This is a genomic window from Streptomyces coerulescens (assembly GCF_042657965.1).
Taxonomy (GTDB): Bacteria; Actinomycetota; Actinomycetes; order Streptomycetales; family Streptomycetaceae; genus Streptomyces; species Streptomyces coerulescens.
This window is the reverse complement of sequence record NZ_JBHSKM010000007.1, coordinates 336373-354905: the sequence shown is the minus strand read 5'-3', so window position 1 is coordinate 354905 and position 18533 is coordinate 336373. Positions and strand designations below refer to the sequence as shown.

Here is an 18533-nt window from a genome sequence, read left to right as displayed (position 1 = left end):
CGAGTCCAACGCCGATGTGCACCGACCGTCCAAGACCCATTCGGTGCACTCGATACCGTACGGGTATCGTCGCTGTTCATGGAGCTGCGCACCCTGCGCTATTTCGTGGCCGTCGCCGAGGAACTCCACTTCGGCCGGGCCGCCGCCCGTCTGCACATGAGCCAGCCGCCCCTGAGCCGGGCGATCAAGCAGCTGGAGTCCGACGTCGGTGCCGCCCTGCTGCACCGCTCCTCCGCGGGCGTCACGCTCACCGCGGCCGGGGCGGCGCTGCTGGACGAGGCACGTGCCCTGCTCGACCAGGCCGACCGGGTACGGGTACGCGTGGCGACGGCGGCCGGTGCCACCACCCTCACCGTCGGCTTCCTGGGCGACAGCACCGACCGGGGCGCGCGGCGGCTGGCCGCCGCGTACCGGGGACGTCACCCCGGCGTGGAGGTGCGCGTCCGCGAGACCGACCTGACGGATCCGACCTGCGGGCTGCGCGCCGGACTTGTCGATGTCGCCCTGACCCGCGGGCCGTTCGACGAGGCGGGTCTGACGGTGCACGAGTTGCGCGCCGACCCGGTGGGCGCCGTACTGCGCACCGACGATCCGCTGGCCCGCCGCGACCGGCTGACGCTGTCCGACCTGGCCGGCCGGCGCTGGTTCCGGTTCCCGGCGGGCACCGACCCGCTCTGGCAGGCGTACTGGAACGGCGGTGAGCGCCGCGAGGGTCCCGTGGTGCGCGGCGTCCAGGAGTGTGTGCAGGCCGTGCTGTGGAACGGCACGGTCGGGATGGCACCGCTCGGGCACGAGATGCCCGAGGAGCTGGCCGTCGTCCCGGTCGTCGACATGGCGCCGAGCCGTGTGCTGGTGGTGTGGCAGGAGGGCGACACGAACCCTCTCATCAGATCACTGGTCGGGATCGCGACGGCCGCGTACCGCGTCTGACGGTGTCCGGCCGCCGGGGCGCACCGCGAATCGATCTGGATACGGCTCGTTCCAAACAGCTGCTCGCGCACCACTGGGTCCACTAGTGTTTTACCGTTCACATACCGGTCCTTCGCAGCCGCGGCGGTCGTCTCATGACGCCGCTGGAGGAACACCGCATGCCTGAAAACAAGTCCCGGCCGCCTCAGGACCAACCCTGGGAGAACGGCTGGGCCCCGGACACCTCACGGGCGCCGGGTACGCGCCGCCTGTGGCTCGCGGGCGGGATGGCGATGGCGACGATCATCGCCTGTGTCACGGCGATAGCCCTGTCGGAAAGGGAATCTGACGGCGATTCAGCCGCAGCGTCGACTCCCGCGGCGGACGCGACGGTCCCCGGTCTGATCTCCTTCGCCTCCCCCTCGGGGACGGCTCCCCCGAAGGGCAAGAGCGGCCTGTCGAGCGAGAAGCCGACGACCGAGGCGCCCCGAAGGCAGAACGCCGGCACGCCTGAGCCGGCACCGGATCCTTCCAAGTCCCCCGCCGACGAGGCCGGTTCACCGACGAAGGCCCCGAAGCCCCCGGCCGCCGGAACCACTTGGCGCTCCATCCGCTCGGTCAACTACCCCGACCGCTACTGGCATATGAGCGACGGCCGGGTGGGCCTCGACAGGGTCCGTGGCTCCGAGTCCCGCGAGGACTCCACCTTCCAGCAGGTCAGGGGCCTGGCCAACAGCTCCTGCTACTCCTTCGCGACGCGCGACGGACGGTACCTGCGCCACCGCGACTTCGTCCTGCGCGCCGAACGCAACGACGGCTCCGCCCTGTTCACCCAGGACGCCACGTTCTGCCCGCGCGACTCGGCCCACTCCTCCGACGCGACCATGCTGGAGTCGGTGAACTACCCGGGCTTCTACCTCCGCCACAAGAACTTCGTCGTCCGCCTCGAACGCTACGAGCACAGCTCCCTGTATCTTGCGGACTCGTCGTTCCGGCTCGTATCCGGGCTGGCCTGAGCCCGGCCCGGGTACCGGAAAGCGGCGGCACCCGACGGGTGCCGCCGCTTCTGTGTGAGCGGGGTGTCTCAGACGTTGAACCCCAGCGCCCGAAGCTGCTCGCGGCCGTCGTCCGTGATCTTGTCCGGGCCCCACGGCGGCATCCAGACCCAGTTGATGCGCAGCTCGTTGACGAGACCGTCCGTGGCGGACTTGGCCTGGTCCTCGATGACGTCGGTCAGCGGGCAGGCCGCCGAGGTCAGGGTCATGTCGAGCGTCGCGTTGTTCGCGTCGTCGATGTGGATGCCGTAGATCAGGCCGAGGTTGACGACGTCGATACCCAGCTCGGGGTCGACGACGTCGTACAGCGCCTCACGGACCTCTTCCTCCGAGGCCGGCTTCATCTCAACGGTCTCGCTCATGCCGTCTTCCTTTCGGCGTCGGCTCCGCCCAGGGCCTGGGCCGTCGCGTCCTTCCACGCCATCCAGCTGAGGAGGGCGCACTTCACCCGGGCCGGGTACTTGGAGACACCGGCGAACGCGACCGCGTCCTCCAGTACGTCCTCCATCGCGTCGTCCGGCTCGATCTTCCCCTTGGACTGCATCAGCTCCAGGAAGGTCTCCTGGATCTTCTGCGCGTCGGAGAGGTCCTTGCCGACGAGGAGTTCGTTCAGCACGGACGCGCTCGCCTGGCTGATGGAACAGCCCTGGCCCTCGTACGAGACGTCCTCGATCTTCGTGCCGTCGTACTTCACACGCAGGGTGATCTCATCGCCGCACGTCGGGTTCACGTGGTGCACCTCGGCGTCGCCATCCCGCAAGCCCCGCCCGTGCGGGTTCTTGTAGTGGTCCAGGATGACTTCCTGGTACATCGAATCCAGCTTCATGCGTCGCTCGTCCCGTCCCGTCAGCCGAAGAAGTTCCGGACGTGCTCCAGGCCGTCCACCAGAGCGTCGATCTCGGCCGGCGTGGAGTACAGATAGAACGACGCTCGCGTGGTCGCAGGAATTCCATAGCGGAGGCAGACCGGCCGCGCGCAGTGGTGGCCGACCCGGACCGCGATGCCCTGCTCGTCGAGGACCTGGCCCACGTCGTGCGGGTGGATGTCGCCGAGCGTGAAGGAGATCGCGGCGCCCCGGTCCTCGGCCGTGGTCGGGCCGATGATCCGCAGGTCGGGGACCTCGCCGAGACGCTTGACCGCGTACTCCGTCAGCGCGTGCTCATGGGCGAGGATCTTGTCCATGCCGATCGAGTTGAGGTAGTCGATCGCCGCGCCCAGCCCGATCGCCTGGGAGATCGGGGGCGTGCCCGCCTCGAACTTGTGCGGGGCGGGAGCGTAGGTCGACGAGTGCATCGACACGGTCTCGATCATCTCGCCGCCGCCGAGGAACGGAGGCAGGTCCTCGAGCAGCTCCTGGCGGCCCCAGAGCACGCCGATGCCGGTCGGGCCGCACATCTTGTGGCCGGTGAAGGCCACGAAGTCGGCCTGGAGGGACTGCACGTCCATCGGCATGTGCGGCGCCGCCTGCGAGGCGTCGATGCAGACCAGCGCACCGACCTCCTGCGCGCGGCGCACTATCGCCTCGACCGGGTTGAGCGTGCCCAGGATGTTCGACACCAGCACGAAGGAGACGATCTTCGTCTTCTCCGTGATGATCTCGTCGATGTTGGACAGGTCGAGACGGCCGTCGTCGGTGAGGCCGAACCACTTCAGCTTCGCGCCCGTGCGCTGCGCGAGCAGCTGCCACGGCACGATGTTGGAGTGGTGCTCCATCTCCGTGATGACGATCTCGGTCTCGTGGTCCACGCGGTAGGGCTCGTCGGCCCAGCCGAGCATGTTGGCCACGAGGTTCAGCGACTCGGAGGCGTTCTTGGTGAAGATCACCTCGTCGCGCGAGGGCGCGTTGATGAACTCCGCGACCTTGTCGCGCGCGCCCTCGTACAGCGCCGTGGCCTCCTCGGCGAGGACGTGCACGCCACGGTGGACGTTGGCGTTGTGCTGCTCGTAGTACTCGGAGAGCACGTCGAGGACCTGGCGCGGCGTCTGCGAGGTCGCCGCGTTGTCCAGGTACACGAGCTTCTTGCCGTCGTGGACGACACGGTCCAGGATCGGGAAGTCCTTGCGGAGCGCCTCGGTGTCGAGGAGGCCCGGCAGCTGTGTCACGCGGATGCGCCACCCTTCACGTACTTGTCGTAACCCTCGGCCTCCAGCTGGTCCGCGAGCTCCGCTCCGCCGGACTCGGCGATACGGCCGTTCGCGAACACGTGCACGTGGTCGGGCTTGATGTAGCGCAGGATGCGCGTGTAGTGGGTGATCAGCAGGGTGCCGACCTCGCCGGTCTCACGGACCCGGTTCACGCCCTCGGAGACGACGCGCAGGGCGTCGACGTCCAGACCGGAGTCGGTCTCGTCGAGGATCGCGACCTTCGGCTTGAGCAGCTCCAGCTGAAGGATCTCGTGGCGCTTCTTCTCACCGCCGGAGAAGCCCTCGTTGACATTGCGCTCGGCGAAGGCGGGGTCCATGTTGAGGCGGGCCATGGCCTCCTTGACCTCCTTCACCCAGGTGCGCAGCTTGGGGGCCTCGCCGCGGATGGCGGTGGCGGAGGTGCGCAGGAAGTTGGAGACCGAGACGCCGGGGACCTCGACCGGGTACTGCATCGCGAGGAACAGGCCGGCGCGGGCGCGCTCGTCGACGGACATCTCCAGGACGTCCTCGCCGTCGAGGGTGACGGTGCCGGAGGTGATCGTGTACTTCGGGTGACCCGCCAGGGAGTAGGCGAGGGTCGACTTGCCGGAGCCGTTGGGGCCCATGATGGCGTGCGTCTCGCCCTGCTTCACGGTGAGGTCGACGCCCTTGAGGATCTCCTTCGTGGCGTTGTCGGCCTCGACGGTGACGTGCAGGTCTCGGATTTCAAGCGTTGCCATGGGTGCCTCAGGACTCCTGGGTGAGGGAGACGAGAACATCGTCCCCTTCGATCTTTACGGGGTATACGGGGACGGGGCGCGTCGCGGGGAGGCCGGACGGCTTACCGGTGCGCAGGTCGAAGCTGGAGCCGTGCAGCCAGCACTCGATCTGGCAGTCCTCCACCTCGCCCTCGGAGAGCGAGACGTTCGCGTGGGAGCAGATGTCGTGGATCGCGAACACCTCGCCCTCGGTCTGCACGACCGAGACCGGCGTGCCGTCGAGTTCCACCCGCTTCGGGGTGTCCTCCTCCAGCTCGCTCAGCCCACAGGCGCGTACGTACGTCATGCGACGGACGCCTCCAGCTCCTCTTCGATCTTGGCGATGAGGCGCTCCTCGATGTCCGCGACACCGATCTGCTGGACCAGCTCGGCGAAGAAGCCACGGACGACGAGGCGGCGGGCCTCGTGCTCCGGGATGCCGCGGGCCATCAGGTAGAAGAGCTGCTCGTCGTCGAAGCGACCGGTGGCCGAGGCGTGGCCGGCGCCGACGATCTCGCCGGTCTCGATCTCCAGGTTCGGCACGGAGTCGACGCGGGCGCCGTCGGTCAGAACCAGGTTGCGGTTCATCTCGTAGGTGTCGGTGCCCTCGGCCTTGGCCTCGATCAGCACGTCACCGATCCACACCGCGTGCGCGTCGTCGCCCTGGAGCGCGCCCTTGTAGGCGACGTTCGACTTGCAGTGCGGGGTGTTGTGGTCGACCAGCAGGCGGTGCTCCTGGTGCTGGCCGGCGTCCGTGAAGTACAGGCCGTACAGCTCGGCCTCGCCGCCGGTGCCGGCGTAGGAGACGCGCGGGTGCAGCCGTACGAGGTCGCCGCCGAAGGTCACGACCACGGACTTGAAGGAGGCGTCGCGGCCGACGAGGGCGTTGTGCTGGGCCACGTGCACGGCCTTGTCGTCCCAGTCCTGGACGGAGACGACGGTCAGCTTGGCGCCGTCACCGAGGATGTAGTCGACGTTGGAGGCGAGTACCGCGTCACCGGTGTGGTCGATGACGACGACGGCCTCGGCGAAGGCGCCCAGCTCGATGACCTGGTGGCCGAAGCGGGTGCCGCCCTCGCCGTGCACGGCGATGCGGATCGGCTCGGTGAGGACCGTCTCCTTGGGGACGGTGACCACGCCGGCCTTCTCGAAGGCGGAGTACGCCTGGGCGGCGACACGGTCCACCGGGGTGCCGGCCTTGCCGAGCCGGGCGTCGTCACGGCCGACGGTCTCGACGGTGACGCCCTCGGGGGCCTGGACGTCGACCTTCACGCCGTCGCCGGTGGCGGTCGCGGTGCCGTCGTACAGCCCGCGCAGGCGCTCCAGCGGGGTGAACCGCCACTCCTCCTCGCGGCCGTGCGGTACCGGGAAGTCCGCCACGTCGAAGGACGGGGGCGCGCTCATGCGCGTGGCGACGGTCGACTCGGCGGCCACCGCGATCGAGCCGGCGGTGGTGCTGCCCACCGGGATGTTCTGGGCCTCAGCCATGGCTGTGGGTCTGCTCTCTTCCTACGTTTGCGATCTTCGGCCCGCCCCGGAGAGGCGGGCCGCCTGCTGCTTCGGTGGTGGGGGCGTTAGCCGACCGCACCTTCCATCTGCAGCTCGATCAGCCGGTTGAGCTCAAGGGCGTACTCCATCGGCAGCTCCTTGGCGATCGGCTCGACGAAGCCGCGCACGATCATCGCCATCGCCTCGTCCTCGGAGAGACCGCGGCTCATCAGGTAGAAGAGCTGGTCCTCGGAGACCTTGGAGACGGTCGCCTCGTGGCCCATGGAGACGTCGTCCTCGCGGACGTCGACGTACGGGTAGGTGTCCGAGCGGGAGATCGTGTCGACGAGCAGAGCGTCACAGAGCACGTTGGACTTCGCACCCGGGGCGCCCTCGCCGATCTCGATCAGACCGCGGTAGGAGGTACGGCCACCGCCGCGCGCCACCGACTTCGAGACGATGTTGGACGAGGTGTTCGGGGCCATGTGGACCATCTTGGCGCCGGCGTCCTGGTGCTGGCCCTCGCCCGCGAAGGCGATGGACAGGGTCTCGCCCTTGGCGTGCTCGCCCATCAGGTAGACGGCCGGGTACTTCATGGTCACCTTGGAGCCGATGTTGCCGTCGACCCACTCCATGGTCGCGCCCTCGTAGGCGACGGCGCGCTTGGTGACCAGGTTGTAGACGTTGTTCGACCAGTTCTGGATGGTCGTGTAGCGGCAGCGGGCGCCCTTCTTCACGATGATCTCGACGACCGCGGAGTGCAGGGAGTCCGACTTGTAGATCGGGGCCGTGCAGCCCTCGACGTAGTGGACGTAGGCGTCCTCGTCGACGATGATCAGCGTCCGCTCGAACTGGCCCATGTTCTCGGTGTTGATCCGGAAGTAGGCCTGGAGCGGGATCTCGACGTGCACGCCCTTCGGCACGTAGATGAAGGAGCCGCCCGACCACACGGCGGTGTTCAGGGAGGCGAACTTGTTGTCACCGACGGGGATGACGGTGCCGAAGTACTCCTTGAAGAGCTCCGGGTGCTCCTTCAGGGCGGTGTCGGTGTCCAGGAAGATGACGCCCTGCTCCTCCAGGTCCTCGCGGATCTGGTGGTAGACGACCTCGGACTCGTACTGGGCCGCGACACCGGCGACGAGGCGCTGCTTCTCCGCCTCGGGGATGCCGAGCTTGTCGTACGTGTTCTTGATGTCCTCGGGCAGGTCCTCCCAGGACTCCGCCTGCTTCTCCGTGGAGCGCACGAAGTACTTGATGTTGTCGAAGTCGATGCCGGAGAGGTCCGAGCCCCAGTTCGGCATGGGCTTCTTGTCGAACAGCCGCAGACCCTTGAGACGGAGCTTGGTCATCCACTCCGGCTCGCTCTTCTTCGCGGAGATGTCACGGACGACGTCCTCGCTCAGACCGCGCTTCGCAGAGGCGCCGGCTTCGTCGGAGTCGGCCCAGCCGTATTCGTACTTGCCCAGGCCCTCGAGCTCAGGGTGGGCAGTCTCCTCGATGGGGAGAGTCATGCGGGGTTCCTCCCGGCCGTGCTTGCAGATGCGTTATCGGTGTTCTGGGAAATCTTGGGGATGAACGTCGTGCAGACGCCGTCGCCGTGCGCGATCGTCGCCAGTCTCTGGACGTGCGTTCCGAGCAGCTCGGCGAAGATCTCCGTCTCCGCCTCGCACAGCTGGGGGAACTGCTCCGCGACATGGGCGACCGGGCAGTGGTGCTGGCAGAGCTGCTCGCCCTTTTGAGGGAGGGGCGCGCTGCGCGCCGTAGCAGCGTACCCGTCGACGCTCAAGGCCTTGGCCAGGGCTTCGGTCCGCTCACCGGGGCCGACGGCCTCGATCGCCTTGCGGTAGGCGCTCGCCTGGGCGGCGATCCGGGCGCGGGCGAAGGCGGCGACCGCCTCGCTCCCGCCCTCGCGCTCGGCGATCCACTTCAGGGCGTCCGCGGCGAGCTTGTCGTACGACTGGTCGAAGGCGTCGCGGCCGCAGTCGGTGAGCGCGAAGACCTTGGCGGGTCGGCCACGCGTGCGCGTGCCGTACACCCGCTGTTCCCGGGGCTCCACGACGTCATCGGCGACCAGCGCGTCCAGATGCCTGCGTACGGCTGCCTGGGTGAGCCCCAGTCGGCCGGCCAGCTCGGCGACGGTCGACGGGCCGTGGTCCAGGATGGACCGCGCGACCCGGTTGCGCGTGGAGCGCTCCCCGGTCGCGAGCTCCTCCTGAGGGGCCCCCGTGGGGGTCTCCCGAGCCTCGCCGACGTTTTTCACAACGCCATTGTTGCGTAATTCCTCAGGACCGGGCAAGCCGCGTCCGACTCCCTCGACGGTGCCCTGCGTCACTTAGGCATACCTAATCTGACCTGCGGAAACGATCATTGATCGATCAATTCGGTGGCGTCCCCTGGCGCCTTCCGGAACACTCCCGAACCATGCCCACACCCCCTCCGACCGGCCCTCTTGTCACTCGCGGCACCCTCGCCGCACAACTGCGCGAGCTAGGCGTCCGAACCGGTGAGACGCTCCTGGTGCACTCCTCACTCAGCTCTCTCGGCTGGGTCTGTGGAGGTCCCGTCGCGGTGGTCCAGGGACTGCTCGACGCCCTCGGCCCGGAGGGCACGCTGGTGGTCCCCACCCAGACCGGCGATCTCTCGGATCCTGCGGTGTGGAGCGACCCGCCCGTTCCCGAGGAGTGGTGGGAGACCATTCGGGCGACCATGCCCGCCTACGACCCGGCCGTCACGCCCACGCGCGGGGTCGGCGTGATCCCGGAGACCGTACGGACCTGGCCGGGCGCCCTGCGCAGCGCGCACCCCCAGACGTCCTTCGCCGCTGTCGGCCCCCGCGCGGGCGAGATCGTCGCAGGCCACGCCCTCGACTGCCGGCTCGGCGAGCGCAGCCCGCTGGCCCGCCTGGAGGCACTCCACGCGCGCGTGCTGCTGCTCGGCGCCGGCTACGACGCCTGCACCGGCTTCCATCTGGCCGAGTACCGGATCCCGTCACCCCTGGTGAAGGTGGGGCGACCGGGGCCCACGGGGTGGGAGGTGGTGACCGAGGTGTCCATCACCTCGGACCGGTTCGACGAGCTCGGTCATGACTTCGAGCGGGACCGTCCTGTCGTACGGGGAAAGGTGGGCGCGGCCGACGTACGGCTGTTTCCGGTGGTGGACGCGGTGGCGTACGCGGTGCGGTGGCTGGGCATCCACCGGCCCCGCGCGGAGGAGATATGAGGGCGGCCGTATGAGGAGATGTGAACCCGGCCGTATGGGGGACGGATCGCCTACCTAGACTCTGGAGCCATGCGAACTGAGCCCGTGCTCCAGGTCCAGGCCCTGGTGAAGCGGTACGGCGGCAAAACCGCGGTCAACGGCCTCGACCTGGTGGCCCGGGCCGGTGTCACCGCCGTACTCGGACCCAACGGCGCGGGCAAGACGACGACGGTGGAGACCTGCGAGGGATACCGGAAGCCGGACGCCGGCACGGTGCGCGTCCTGGGCCTCGACCCCATACGGCAGTCCGGCGCGCTGCGGCCCCGGATCGGCGTGATGCTCCAGTCCGGCGGCGTCTACTCGGGCGCGCGGGCGGACGAGATGCTGCGCCATGTCGCGAAGCTGCACGCCCACCCCCTGGACGTCGACGCGCTCATCGAGCGGCTCGGTCTCGGCAGCTGCGGCCGGACCGGCTACCGCCGCCTCTCAGGCGGCCAGCAGCAGCGGCTCGCGCTCGCCATGGCCGTGGTCGGGCGCCCGGAGCTGGTGTTCCTGGACGAGCCGACCGCGGGTCTGGACCCGCAGGCCCGCCGGGCCACCTGGGATCTGATCCGCGATCTGCGCGCCGACGGCGTCTCCGTGATCCTCACGACCCACTACATGGACGAGGCCGAGCAGCTCGCCGACGACGTCGCGATCATCGACGCCGGCCGCGTCATCGCCCATGGCTCCCCCGAGGACCTGTGCCGCGGCGGCGCCGAGAACACCCTCCGCTTCACCGGCCGCCCCGGCCTCGACGTGGGGTCCCTGCTCAAGGCGCTGCCCGCCGACTGCTCGGCCGCGGAGCTGACGCCGGGCTCGTACCGAGTCGTCGGCAAGGTCAACCCCCAACTGCTCGCGACGGTGACGTCGTGGTGTGCGCAGCACGGGGTGATGCCGGACCGGATCTCGGTCGAGCGGCACACCCTGGAGGACGTCTTCTTGGAGCTGACCGGTAAGGAGCTGCGCGCGTGACCGCCGTAGGTACAGGCACGGGTACGGGTACGTACGCCCCGAAGCCGGGAGCCGCCCCCCTCCCCCGCATGATCGGGGCGCAGGCGGCCCTGGAGACGAAGATGCTGCTGCGCAACGGCGAGCAGCTGCTCCTGACGGTGGTGATCCCCACCCTGCTGCTCGTGCTCTTCAGCGCGGTGGACATCGTCGACACCGGCGCCGGAAAGGCCGTCGACTTCCTCGCCCCCGGCATCCTCGCGCTCGCCGTGATGTCGACGGCGTTCACGGGGCAGGCCATCGCCACGGGCTTCGAGCGCCGGTACGGCGTGCTGAAGCGACTGGCCTCCTCGCCGCTGCCCCGCTGGGGCCTGATGACGGCGAAGACGGTGTCGGTGCTGGTCACCGAGGTGCTGCAGATCGTTCTGCTGACGGTGATCGCCTTCGCGCTCGGCTGGTCGCCGCACGGCAACCCGCTCGCCGTCCTGCTCCTGCTGATCCTCGGCACGGCCGCCTTCTCCGGGCTCGGCCTGCTGATGGCCGGCACGCTCAAGGCCGAGGCGACCCTGGCCGCCGCCAACCTCGTGTTCCTGCTGCTGCTCGTCGGCGGCGGGGTCATCGTGCCGCTGGACAAGTTCCCGGACGCCGCCCAGGACGTGCTCGGTCTGCTGCCCATCTCCGCGCTCTCCGACGGCCTGCGGGACGTCCTCCGGCACGGGGCCGGGATGCCCTGGGGCGACCTGGGGATCCTGGCCGTATGGGCGGTCCTCGGGCTGGCGGCGGCCGGCAGGTTCTTCCGCTGGGAGTAGGGCTCCAGGCCCTCGGGCGGACCCTCGTGAAAGCGTGCACAAGCGGCCGCCTACGATAGGGCCCGTGCCAAACGTGACCCGCGCCGACGCCGTAGCGGCCGTGCGCAACCCGCTCGCCTTCATCGCCGCACGCTGGACTCCCACTCCGAGGACGGTCCGACGGGCGGCGCTCGCCGCGCTCGTGATGTCGGTGATCATCGTGGTCACCGGCGGCGCGGTACGCCTGACCGGGTCCGGGCTCGGCTGCCCGACCTGGCCCAAGTGCACCGACGACTCGCTCACCGCCACCAGCGAGATGGGCCTGCACGGCGCCATCGAGTTCGGCAACCGCATGCTGACGTATGTGCTGTGCGCCGCGGTCGGCTGGGCGATCATCGCCGCGCGCGCCACTAAGCCGTACCGGCGGGACCTCACCCGCCTGGGCTGGGCGCAGTTCTGGATCGTGATGAGCAACGCCGTGCTCGGCGGCATCGTCGTGCTCGTCGGCCTCAACCCGTACACGGTCGCGGCGCACTTCGTGGCGACGTCCGCGCTCATCGCCGTCGCCACGGTGATGTGGCAGCGCACCCGGGAGGGCGACAGCGCGGCCCGCCCTTTGGTGGGCAAGGCCGTACAGCAGCTGGTGTGGGTGCTGGTCGCGGCCTCGGTGCTGCTGATCCTGGTCGGCACCGTCGTCACCGGCGCGGGCCCGCACGCGGGCGACTCCAGCGAGGTCGAGCGGATGCCGCTGGACTGGGAGAACGTCACCAAGCTGCACGCCGTGCTGGCGTGGGTCGTGGTCACCCTGACCTTCGCGCTCTGGTTCGTCCTCAAGGCGGTCGACGCCCCGAAGGGCCCCCTGAACCGCACCCGCGACCTCTTCCTGATCCTCCTCGCCCAGGGCGCCATCGGCTACGTCCAGTACTTCACGGACCTCCCGGAGCTCCTGGTCGGCGCACACATGCTGGGCTCGGCCCTGGTGTGGATCGCCACACTGCGGGTGCTGCTCGCCCTTCGGGAGCGGCCGCACGACGAGATCGGCATCCCGGAGCCGGTCGCCGAGGCCACGGTCGGCACACGCGCATAGTCGTCCGGGCCGCTCAGTCCAGCCCGTACACCCGCCTGGCGTTGCCCGACGCCACCATCCCCGCCACCCGCTGTGCGTCCGTCAGCGACCACGCCCCCTCCGCGACCCAGCCGCCCAGCACCCTGGCGAGAGCCTCGCGGAAGAGGCGGGCGCCCACGACGTGCAGTTCGGGCAGGCCCTGGGCGCCGCTGGAGAAGAGGATCTTGCCGAAGGGGGCGAGTTCCAGGATCTCGGCGAGGATCGTGGCGGCGCGGGCGCCGGTGCGCACGAGGGCGGCGCCGGAGTCGGCGTAGACGTGCGGGAAGACGCCGGCCAGATGGGCGGCGTGGCGGTGGTACGGGTAGCCGTGCAGCAGGACCAGGTCGGTGCCGAGGCCGGCCGTGGCGCGCACGAAGTCCGTGAGCAGCACCGGGTCGGTGCGGTCGATGCGCAGGCCCGGCGCCCCCAGTCCCGCGTGCAGTTGCAGCGGCAGTCCCGACGCGACCGCGATCCACAGCAGATGCCGTAGCAGCACGGGGTCGCTCAGCTCGCCGCCGACCCTGCGTCCCGCGAGCCAGCGCCCCGCCGCGCCGCGCACCTCCCCGGGCCCCGGCGGTTCGGGCGCGAGGGCGAGACCGTGCCGTACGCCCGCGACCGAGGTGAAGGCCACCGCGTTCACGGCCGCGCCGTGCACCGACTCGGCGAGGTTGGCGAGGAAGGACTCGACGGTGCCCGAGGTGTCGGCGACCTGTTCGGCGAGGAGCTCCAGGCGCACGATCTCGTGGGCGCGGGCGGAGGCGGTGGACGCCATCTCCGGGGGCCCGGTGAGGTCGCCGGGCAGGCCGGTGTCGATGAGGTAGGTCGTGATGCCGCTGCCCCGCAGCAGACGCCGGGCCGCCTCCAGTACGCCGAGTTCACGGCGCCGGGCCAGATAGCGGGCGGGCGGGCAGTGCGGTTCCAGGCCCAGCAGAGGGGGGCACCAGCGTCGTACGGCGAAGCCCGTCTGGGTGTCGAAGAGGGTGGTGCCGGGCGCGGGCGGGCCCTCGGTACGGGCCAGCTGGGCCTCGAAGGTGCCGAGGCCCAGCTCGGTGCGCAGTACGCCGTGGCAGTACTGGTCCACCAGGGACGGCGTGTCGATCATCCGGCTCTCCCCGTGAGTGGACGTGTCCTACACGTCCTAACGGGTGAACCGGGGACTTGGTGTTGCGAAAAGGGGACCGATCAGCCGCCGATTTGGATGCCGGCCATGCGCTTCCACTCGTAGGGCCCGGTCTCCACCTTCGCCGCGAACTCGCCGTCGAAGGACTCGTGGCGGGTGATCCCGGCCTTCTCCACCGCCTGCTCGGCGAGCTCGTACGACGGTGCGACCAGGTCGCCCCAGCCGCCGTCCTCGCCCACGAGCACGATGCGGGCGCCGCGCTGTCCGATGTACGCGACCTGGGCCTCAGCGCCGCCGTGCGACTTCGCGAAGGAGTTGATCTGCTTGGCCAGCTTGGCCACCTTGTCTGCCATGGCCAGGATGCTACTCGCGGGTAGATCAGCTGGCGAGAGCAGGGCCGTGTGACCTACGTCAGCGCAGGAAGGGGTCCACCGCGACTGCGACGAACAGCAGCGACACATAGGTGATGGACCAGTGGAACAGGCGCATCTCCTTGAGCTTGCCGCCCGTCACCTCCGCCTTCGCGCGGTTCTGCAGGGCGTGTGCCTCCCACAGCCACCAGCCGCCCGCGCCCAGCGCGACCGCGGTGTAGAACCAGCCCGTGTAGCCGAGCGGCGTCAACAGCAGCGACACCGCGACCATCACCCAGCTGTAGATGACGATCTGTTTGGCGACGACCTTGTTCGAGGCGATGACCGGGAGCATGGGCACGCCCACGCGCGCGTAGTCGTCCTTCACCTTCATGGACAGCGGCCAGTAGTGCGGCGGCGTCCAGAAGAAGATCACCATGAAGAGGATGAGCGGCGCCCAGGAGAGCGAGTTCGTGACCGCGGACCAGCCGATCAGCACCGGCATGCAGCCCGCGATGCCGCCCCACACGATGTTCTGCGACGTACGGCGCTTGAGGATCATCGTGTAGACGACGACGTAGAAGAGGAGTGCGCCGAGGGAGAGCCAGGCGCTCAGCCAGTTGACGGTCAGACCGAACAGCAGCGTCGAGGCGACCGCCAGGGTGATGCCGAAGGCCAGGCACTCGCGCGGGCTGACCATCCCGGTGACCAGCGGGCGCTGCGAGGTGCGGTCCATGAGCGCGTCGATGTCACGGTCGATGTACATGTTCAGCGCGTTGGCGCCACCGGCGGAGAGGTAGCCGCCGACGCAGGTGAGCAGCACCAGACCGAGGTCGGGCACGCCCCGCTCGGCCAGGAACATCACCGGCACGGTGGTGATGAGCAGCAGCTCGATGATCCGCGGCTTGGTAAGCGCCACGAACCCCAGGACCCGGGCCCTGACCGGCCGCCGGATCGGGCTCTGGCTCGCCCCGACAATCCCCGCTGGACGGGATTCAACGGCCGTCACGCACACCCCTGACAGAGACATCCCAGCAAGCCTCCCCGTGTGAAGTCCCGGTAAAGGCTCGCGCGTACCACGCCACTGTAGACGTTGCCCAGACCCGGACATTCGCGGGGGTGGGGTCGTGTTGGAGGGGGTGGTCCGAGGGGCCGTCCGACGGGCGCGCGGAAGCTCGATTGAGCACCCGGATGAGCGGCTCCGTATTCACGTGTCGAATGTGGAACGACCCAGTCGGGAGGCACATCCCGGCGACGCCCGGCAGTCTGGAATGAGTCGAAAAAACGCACGTACTTCCGGGGGTAGGCTCGACAACGGCCGGCCGACGCCGAGTACGCCGGCAGCCGGTGGGCGTATGCGCCCGTGACACCGGCAACCGACATGTGGAGAGGAGCCCTGACCCAGGGTGAGCACCAAGCCGACCACCACAGACCTCGAGTGGACCGAGCTGGACCAGCGGGCCGTCGACACCGCCCGCGTCCTGGCCGCCGACGCCGTACAGAAGGTCGGAAACGGCCATCCGGGTACGGCGATGAGCCTGGCCCCCGCCGCCTACACCCTCTTCCAGAAGGTGATGCGGCACGACCCCGCGGACGCCGAGTGGGTCGGTCGCGACCGCTTCGTGCTGTCCGCCGGCCACTCGTCCCTGACCCTCTACACCCAGCTGTACCTGGCCGGCTTCGGTCTGGAGCTGGACGACCTGAAGGCGTTCCGGACGTGGGGTTCGAAGACCCCGGGCCACCCGGAGTACGGCCACACCACGGGCGTCGAGACGACGACCGGCCCGCTGGGCCAGGGTGTCGCCAACGCGGTCGGTATGGCGATGGCCGCGCGCTACGAGCGCGGTCTGTTCGACCCGGAGGCCGCCGCGGGCACCTCCCCCTTCGACCACTTCGTCTTCGCCATCGCCGGTGACGGCTGCCTCCAGGAGGGCATCTCCGCGGAGGCGTCCTCGCTGGCCGGTCACCAGCAGCTCGGCAACCTGGTCCTGCTGTGGGACGACAACCACATCTCGATCGAGGGCGACACCGAGACCGCCGTCTCCGAGGACGTCTGCAAGCGGTACGAGGCGTACGGCTGGCATGTGCAGCGGATCGCCCCGAAGCCGGACGGCGACCTCGACCCGCACGCCATCTACAACGCGATCGAGGCCGCGAAGAAGGTGACGGACAAGCCGTCCTTCATCGCGATGCGCTCGATCATCGCCTGGCCCGCCCCGAACGCGCAGAACACCGAGGCCGCCCACGGCTCGGCGCTCGGCGACGACGAGGTCGCGGCCACCAAGCGCGTCCTCGGCTTCGACCCGGAGCAGTCCTTCGAGGTGGCCGACGAGGTCATCGCCCACACCCGGGCTGCCCTTGAGCGGGGCGCCCAGGCGAAGGCCGAGTGGGAGAAGTCCTTCCAGCTGTGGCGGGACAACAACCCCGAGCGCGCCGCCGAGTTCGACCGCATCAGCAAGGGCGAGCTGCCCACGGGCTGGGAGGAGAAGCTCCCGGTCTTCGAGCCCGGCAAGGGCGTCGCGACGCGTGCCGCGTCCGGCAAGGTGCTCCAGGCGCTCGGCGCGGTCATCCCGGAGCTGTGGGGCGGCTCGGCCGACCTGGCCGGCTCCAACAACACGACGATCGACAAGACGTCGTCGTTCCTGCCGGCGGACAACCCGCTGCCGGAGGCGGACCCGTACGGCCGCACGATCCACTTCGGTATCCGCGAGCACTCCATGGCCGCGGAGATGAACGGCATCACCCTGCACGGCAACACCCGTGTCTACGGCGGTACGTTCCTCGTCTTCTCCGACTACATGCGCAACGCCGTCCGGCTGTCGGCGCTGATGCACCTGCCGGTGACGTACGTCTGGACGCACGACTCCATCGGTCTGGGTGAGGACGGCCCCACCCACCAGCCGGTCGAGCACCTGGCGTCCCTGCGCGCCATCCCCGGTCTCAACGTGGTCCGCCCGGCGGACGCCAACGAGACCGCGATCGCCTGGCGCGAGATCCTCAAGCGCTACACGAAGGAGTTCGGCAAGGGCGCCCCGCACGGGCTCGCGCTGACCCGTCAGGGTGTGCCGACGTACGAGGCCAACGAGGACACCGTCCGCGGTGGTTACGTGATGTTCGAGGCCGACGGCGGCGAGCCGCAGGTCGTCCTCATCGCGACCGGCTCCGAGGTGCACATCGCCGTCGAGGCGCGCGAGCAGCTCCAGGCGTCCGGGGTTCCGACGCGGGTCGTGTCCATGCCCTCGGTGGAGTGGTTCGAGGAGCAGGACCAGGGGTACCGGGACAGCGTTCTGCCGCCGGCCGTCAAGGCGCGGGTGGCGGTCGAGGCCGGTATCGGTCTGACCTGGCACAAGTACGTCGGGGATGCGGGTCGCATCGTTTCCCTGGAGCACTTCGGTGCTTCGGCGGACGGCAAGGTCCTTTTCCGGGAGTACGGCTTCACTGCCGAGAACGTGGCGGCCGTCGCGCGGGAATCCCTCGCCGCGGCCCAGCGCTGACGCTCATATACGAGACGTAGGAGTTTGATTTTCCATGACAGACGCACTGAAGCGCCTCTCCGAGGAAGGCGTCGCGATCTGGCTGGACGACCTGTCGCGCCAGCGCATCACGTCCGGCAACCTCGCCGAGCTGATCGACCAGCAGCACGTCGTCGGTGTCACCACCAACCCGACGATCTTCCAGAAGGCGATCAGCAGTGGTGACGGGTACGAGACGCAGGTCGCCGACCTCGCCGCCCGCAAGGTGACGGTCGAAGAGGCGATCCGCATGATCACCACGGCGGACGTCCGGGACGCCGCCGACATCCTGCGCCCGGTCTTCGACGCCACCGGCGGCCAGGACGGCCGGGTCTCCATCGAGGTCGACCCGCGGCTCGCGCACAACACCCGTGCGACCGTCGCCGAGGCCAAGCAGCTGGCCTGGCTGGTCGACCGCCCCAACACCCTGATCAAGATCCCGGCCACCAAGGCGGGTCTCCCGGCGATCACCGAGGTCATCGGCCTCGGCATCAGCGTCAACGTCACGCTGATCTTCTCGCTGGAGCGCTACCGCGAGGTCATGAACGCCTACCTGGCCGGTCTGGAGAAGGCCAAGGAGCGCGGGCTGGACCTCTCGCTCATCCGCTCCGTCGCGTCCTTCTTCGTGTCCCGGGTGGACACCGAGATCGACAAGCGGCTCGACGCCCTCGGCACCGACGAGGCCAAGGCCGCGCGCGGCAAGGCCGGTGTGGCCAACGCGCGCCTCGCCTACCAGGCGTACGAGGAGGTCTTCTCCTCCGACCGCTGGAGCGCGCTGGAGAACGCGGGCGCCAACAAGCAGCGTCCGCTGTGGGCGTCGACCGGTGTGAAGGACCCGGCCTACAAGCCGACCCTGTACGTCGACGACCTGGTCGCCCCGAACACGGTCAACACCATGCCCGAGGCCACCCTCCAGGCCACGGAGGAGAAGGGCGAGATCACCGGCAACACCGTGGCCGGCACCTACGAGCAGGCCCGCGCCGACCTCGACGCGGTCGAGAAGCTCGGGATCTCGTACGACGACGTGGTGCAGCTGCTGGAGGACGAGGGCGTCGAGAAGTTCGCGGCGTCCTGGAACGACCTGCTCAAGTCGACCGAGGCGGAGCTGGAGCGCCTCGCCCCCTCGGAGGGCTGAT

At 69.5% G+C, this 18533-nt stretch carries 19 protein-coding genes; 8 read left to right on the top strand and 11 right to left on the bottom strand.

Going from position 1 to position 18533, the window contains the following annotated elements:
• Positions 1-78: 78 nt before the first annotated feature.
• Both ACFPQ9_RS13465 and ACFPQ9_RS13460 read left to right on the top strand, forming a co-directional pair.
• The gene (locus ACFPQ9_RS13465) at positions 79-930 is read left to right on the top strand and encodes a LysR family transcriptional regulator (RefSeq protein ID WP_380851891.1); all 852 of its coding nucleotides are present in this window, start codon (positions 79-81) and stop codon (positions 928-930) included.
• Positions 931-1088: 158 nt separating this feature from the next.
• Positions 1089-1925 (top strand): AbfB domain-containing protein, encoded by an 837-nt coding sequence (locus ACFPQ9_RS13460; protein ID WP_380851888.1) that lies wholly within the window; start codon positions 1089-1091, stop codon positions 1923-1925.
• 68 nt (positions 1926-1993) lie between these two features.
• On the opposite strand, the gene ACFPQ9_RS13455 is transcribed toward ACFPQ9_RS13460, so the two are convergent.
• The 8 genes from ACFPQ9_RS13455 to ACFPQ9_RS13420 form a co-directional block, all read right to left on the bottom strand.
• Positions 1994-2326: a metal-sulfur cluster assembly factor gene (locus ACFPQ9_RS13455; RefSeq protein ID WP_380851885.1), complete on the bottom strand. Its 333-nt coding sequence runs from the start codon at positions 2324-2326 to the stop codon at positions 1994-1996.
• Complete coding sequence (gene sufU / locus ACFPQ9_RS13450; protein ID WP_380851882.1) at positions 2323-2790, bottom strand: Fe-S cluster assembly sulfur transfer protein SufU; 468 nt, start codon at positions 2788-2790, stop codon at positions 2323-2325. Before sufU ends, ACFPQ9_RS13455 begins: the two co-directional genes overlap by 4 nt.
• Positions 2791-2810: 20 nt before the next feature.
• Positions 2811-4067: a cysteine desulfurase gene (locus tag ACFPQ9_RS13445; protein WP_380851879.1), complete on the bottom strand. Its 1257-nt coding sequence runs from the start codon at positions 4065-4067 to the stop codon at positions 2811-2813.
• Positions 4064-4828, bottom strand: a complete 765-nt coding sequence (sufC, locus tag ACFPQ9_RS13440) for a Fe-S cluster assembly ATPase SufC (protein ID WP_380851876.1) — start codon at positions 4826-4828, stop codon at positions 4064-4066. The genes ACFPQ9_RS13445 and sufC overlap by 4 nt, the downstream gene beginning before the upstream one ends.
• Positions 4829-4835: 7 nt before the next feature.
• Entirely contained in the window at positions 4836-5153 is a 318-nt protein-coding gene (locus ACFPQ9_RS13435) for a bifunctional 3-phenylpropionate/cinnamic acid dioxygenase ferredoxin subunit (RefSeq protein ID WP_363158301.1), read from the bottom strand.
• Positions 5150-6334, bottom strand: a complete 1185-nt coding sequence (gene sufD, locus ACFPQ9_RS13430; RefSeq protein WP_380851873.1) for a Fe-S cluster assembly protein SufD — start codon at positions 6332-6334, stop codon at positions 5150-5152. The genes ACFPQ9_RS13435 and sufD overlap by 4 nt, the downstream gene beginning before the upstream one ends.
• Before the next feature lie 86 nt (positions 6335-6420).
• Positions 6421-7845, bottom strand: coding sequence for a Fe-S cluster assembly protein SufB (gene sufB / locus ACFPQ9_RS13425; RefSeq protein WP_107907192.1), 1425 nt, complete (start codon positions 7843-7845; stop codon positions 6421-6423).
• A complete protein-coding gene (locus ACFPQ9_RS13420) occupies positions 7842-8594 on the bottom strand; it encodes a helix-turn-helix transcriptional regulator (RefSeq protein WP_380851870.1) in 753 nt (250 codons plus the stop codon). The genes sufB and ACFPQ9_RS13420 overlap by 4 nt, the downstream gene beginning before the upstream one ends.
• 161 nt (positions 8595-8755) lie before the next feature.
• Between ACFPQ9_RS13420 and ACFPQ9_RS13415 the strand changes: the two genes are divergently transcribed.
• From ACFPQ9_RS13415 to ACFPQ9_RS13400, 4 genes are all read left to right on the top strand, one after another.
• Positions 8756-9553, top strand: a complete 798-nt coding sequence (locus tag ACFPQ9_RS13415; RefSeq protein ID WP_380851867.1) for an AAC(3) family N-acetyltransferase — start codon at positions 8756-8758, stop codon at positions 9551-9553.
• A 69-nt stretch (positions 9554-9622) separates the two neighbouring features.
• Positions 9623-10546: an ABC transporter ATP-binding protein gene (locus tag ACFPQ9_RS13410; RefSeq protein WP_380851864.1), complete on the top strand. Its 924-nt coding sequence runs from the start codon at positions 9623-9625 to the stop codon at positions 10544-10546.
• A gap of 68 nt (positions 10547-10614) precedes the next feature.
• A complete protein-coding gene (locus tag ACFPQ9_RS13405) occupies positions 10615-11331 on the top strand; it encodes an ABC transporter permease (protein ID WP_380852392.1) in 717 nt (238 codons plus the stop codon).
• Between the two features lie 64 nt (positions 11332-11395).
• Positions 11396-12397 (top strand): COX15/CtaA family protein, encoded by a 1002-nt coding sequence (locus ACFPQ9_RS13400; RefSeq protein WP_380851861.1) that lies wholly within the window; start codon positions 11396-11398, stop codon positions 12395-12397.
• 13 nt (positions 12398-12410) lie between these two features.
• Here the strand turns inward: ACFPQ9_RS13400 and ACFPQ9_RS13395 are convergent, their stop codons facing one another.
• The 3 genes from ACFPQ9_RS13395 to ACFPQ9_RS13385 all read right to left on the bottom strand — a co-directional run bounded on the left by ACFPQ9_RS13395 (position 12411) and on the right by ACFPQ9_RS13385 (position 14915).
• A complete protein-coding gene (locus ACFPQ9_RS13395; RefSeq protein ID WP_380851858.1) occupies positions 12411-13517 on the bottom strand; it encodes an amidohydrolase family protein in 1107 nt (368 codons plus the stop codon).
• A gap of 80 nt (positions 13518-13597) precedes the next feature.
• Positions 13598-13888: a hypothetical protein gene (locus ACFPQ9_RS13390; protein ID WP_190070636.1), complete on the bottom strand. Its 291-nt coding sequence runs from the start codon at positions 13886-13888 to the stop codon at positions 13598-13600.
• 58 nt (positions 13889-13946) lie between these two features.
• Entirely contained in the window at positions 13947-14915 is a 969-nt protein-coding gene (locus tag ACFPQ9_RS13385; RefSeq protein ID WP_380851855.1) for a heme o synthase, read from the bottom strand.
• 376 nt (positions 14916-15291) lie between these two features.
• Here ACFPQ9_RS13385 and tkt point away from each other — a divergent pair, with 376 nt between their 5' ends.
• Together tkt and tal are read left to right on the top strand one after the other, a co-directional pair.
• Complete coding sequence (gene tkt / locus ACFPQ9_RS13380) at positions 15292-17379, top strand: transketolase (RefSeq protein ID WP_380851852.1); 2088 nt, start codon at positions 15292-15294, stop codon at positions 17377-17379.
• 34 nt (positions 17380-17413) lie between these two features.
• Positions 17414-18532, top strand: coding sequence for a transaldolase (gene tal, locus ACFPQ9_RS13375; RefSeq protein WP_380851849.1), 1119 nt, complete (start codon positions 17414-17416; stop codon positions 18530-18532).
• Position 18533 lies beyond the last annotated feature (1 nt).